The organism is Aquiflexum sp., assembly GCF_041751335.1.
Lineage (GTDB): Bacteria > Bacteroidota > Bacteroidia > Cytophagales > Cyclobacteriaceae > Aquiflexum.
Genome location: NZ_JBGSXS010000396.1, coordinates 1 through 2,464, shown reverse-complemented (window position 1 = coordinate 2,464; position 2,464 = coordinate 1). Strand labels below are relative to the sequence as shown.

Below are 2,464 nucleotides of genomic sequence, written 5' to 3'. Positions count from 1 at the left end.
AATACTCAAAACACCGCCTTATGTGTCTTTTTTCCAAATATCGTCAACCAAACGATCTTGACATCCAACCAAAATGTCCAATGTCTGAGGTACCAAAGGTCGTGTGAAGTCCTTTCCTTTTTTTGATTTTCGGTTTCTAGGGGACCTCTCCAGCCATTTACCTGCGCCCAACCAGTAATGCCGGGCTTGTAATAATGTCTGACCATGTATTTGTCTTCACTTTCCTGCATCACTTGATTCAAGAATAACCTATGTGGTCTAGGGCCTACCACACTCATTTCTCCTGTCAGCACGTTGATAAATTGTGGCATTTCATCTATGCTGTATTTTCTTAAGAATTTTCCTACTTTGGTAATTCTTGGGTCATTCTTTACAGTGGATTGTGTACCCCCTATGATATTGTCACAACTCTCCATACTCCTGAATTTATAGACTTTAAATGGTTTACCGCCTTTACCAATCCGTACCGGTGTGTAAAAAACAGGACCTTGTGTATCCAATTTAATTAAAGCACCAATCAAGAAGAAGAACGGGGATAGCACGATCAATGCAAGAGATGCAAAAAGCACATCAAAAATATTTTTGATAAAATTTGGGAACCAATTGTCTAATGGCAGCTGACGAACATTTACAACCTGTAAATCCCCAAACTGATAACTTTTGACATTTTCACCAAAAACACCTTGATAATCGGGGATGAACCTGATTCTTGTTCCATGGAAATCTGCCACTTCAACAATGGATTTAATACGGTCCAATTGATTGTAAGGTAAGGCAATGATTATTTCATCTGCAAAATTATCTTTTAAATAATCTTTTAAAGACTCAAGGTTTGTAACCACCCTTTCTTTTTTCAATCCCTCTTTACCCTCATTGCTGCAATCTATAAATCCCTGAATGGCTAATTTCGCATATGAATTTGATTCCAAGGAAGAAGCTACTTTTTTTGCCAATTCTCCTGAACCGGCAATTAATGTTGTGCTCATTTTCACCCTTCGGTCTCTGATAGGAGTGTAAAACCTTATGACAAGCGAATTTGTAATGACACCTAAAGATGGAATGCCGACCAAAATGGCCATCAAAAGATTTCTAACGTCTTTAGGAAAAGAGAATATCAAATATAAAATCCCGATAATACCTGCAAGAATAAAATAAGTCTTGAAATATTTGGTCATCCTAGACTTGTAGAAACTGCTTCCTGCCCATTCTCCATAAAGTTTATTGGAATAACCAATAACCAACCAAAGTGAAATGAGACTTAACAAGAAAACGACCTCCATTTTTTGAAAATAGATGTCATTGATCCTATAAAAGTATAAGGACACAAAAAACGCAAGAGATAAATTCATCACGTCCCAAAAAACTAATATTGGGACATTTGTTTTGTGAAGATTTGTCATAGCCTTTAAAAATTATTTTAGGTAAAATTTTTATACACTAGGTTCAATTAATAATGAAACTGGTAAACTAAACACTGAATGTTATTTTTGGCTTATGTTAGGGTGACAAATATACAAAAATATGTTTTTCATTCCTGTTAATTTGCCTTTACTTTTTCTTTGCCTTCTGGTTAACATTAAACTTTCAGAGCATCAAATATACTATATAATATTTGAAATAAAAAACAAAATGCATAAAGTTTTATTTGAAAAGCATTAAAATGCATTGAAAAACTAATGATTAATTTTAGATAAATTTTTATTCAAATTTTCATACTTAAAATTAATTTTAGTCATTTAAAATTTAAACTGCTGAAAAACAGTAATTTATATACAAATTATATTTGCTTTTAACATTATACAACTTGGTATCCAATCTATGGAGAAGTAGTATTGTTTTTATTGATAAGTTTTTATCTATTGCATACTAAACAATCATCGTTCCAATTTTGAAAACATTTGTATATGGGAGTCTTTATGTCTTAGCCTTAAATGCTTTAGGATATCTATTACTCCGAGAGGATTTCGTTATTCAATTGACCTGTTTTACTATTGCTTTTGCCGTGTATCTATTGTTGACATTTGAGTTTGCACGAAAATCAATTAGACTTTGGTCAGGGATATCAGTAGCAATTATTTTGAGATTGGTATTCATAGTTTCTACCCCCAAACTCTCGGATGACTTCTACAGATATATATTTGATGGACAACTGCTAAGGAACGGTAATAATCCCTATTCGTATTTACCGCAAGCTGCATTCGAGGAGACAGGAATTGTTTTCAATGCTTATTGGGAAGTGCTATTGACCCAAATGAATTCATTGACTTATTTTTCGGTATACCCCCCCTTGCATCAATTCTTTTTTTGGATTGCAGCGGTGACTGGAGAAAATCTTCTTTTTAATATTATCACTATCAGGCTTATTTTAATCATGTTTGATGTATTGAATATATTCCTGATTTGGAAAATCTTGCAGCAATGGAGACTTTCTTTTAATGCATTATGGCTTTATGCTTTCAATCCT

General features: G+C 33.4%; 1 protein-coding gene and 1 pseudogene. One reads left to right on the top strand and one right to left on the bottom strand.

Annotation, left to right across the window (positions count from 1 at the left end):
- Positions 1–5: 5 nt before the first annotated feature.
- The gene (locus tag ACEW8U_RS21245) at positions 6–1,349 is read right to left on the bottom strand and encodes an exopolysaccharide biosynthesis polyprenyl glycosylphosphotransferase (protein WP_373524060.1); all 1,344 of its coding nucleotides are present in this window, start codon (positions 1,347–1,349) and stop codon (positions 6–8) included.
- A 539-nt stretch (positions 1,350–1,888) separates the two neighbouring features.
- Between ACEW8U_RS21245 and ACEW8U_RS21240 the strand changes: the two are divergent.
- Positions 1,889–2,464, top strand: a pseudogene (locus tag ACEW8U_RS21240) (carotene biosynthesis protein); the annotation flags it as partial.

Bases quoted from the DNA above. Each gene is read 5' to 3' on its own strand.
- ACEW8U_RS21245 (WP_373524060.1), bottom strand. From the start codon at position 1,349: ATGAATTTATCTCTTGCGTTTTTTGTGTCCTTATACTTTTATAGGATC.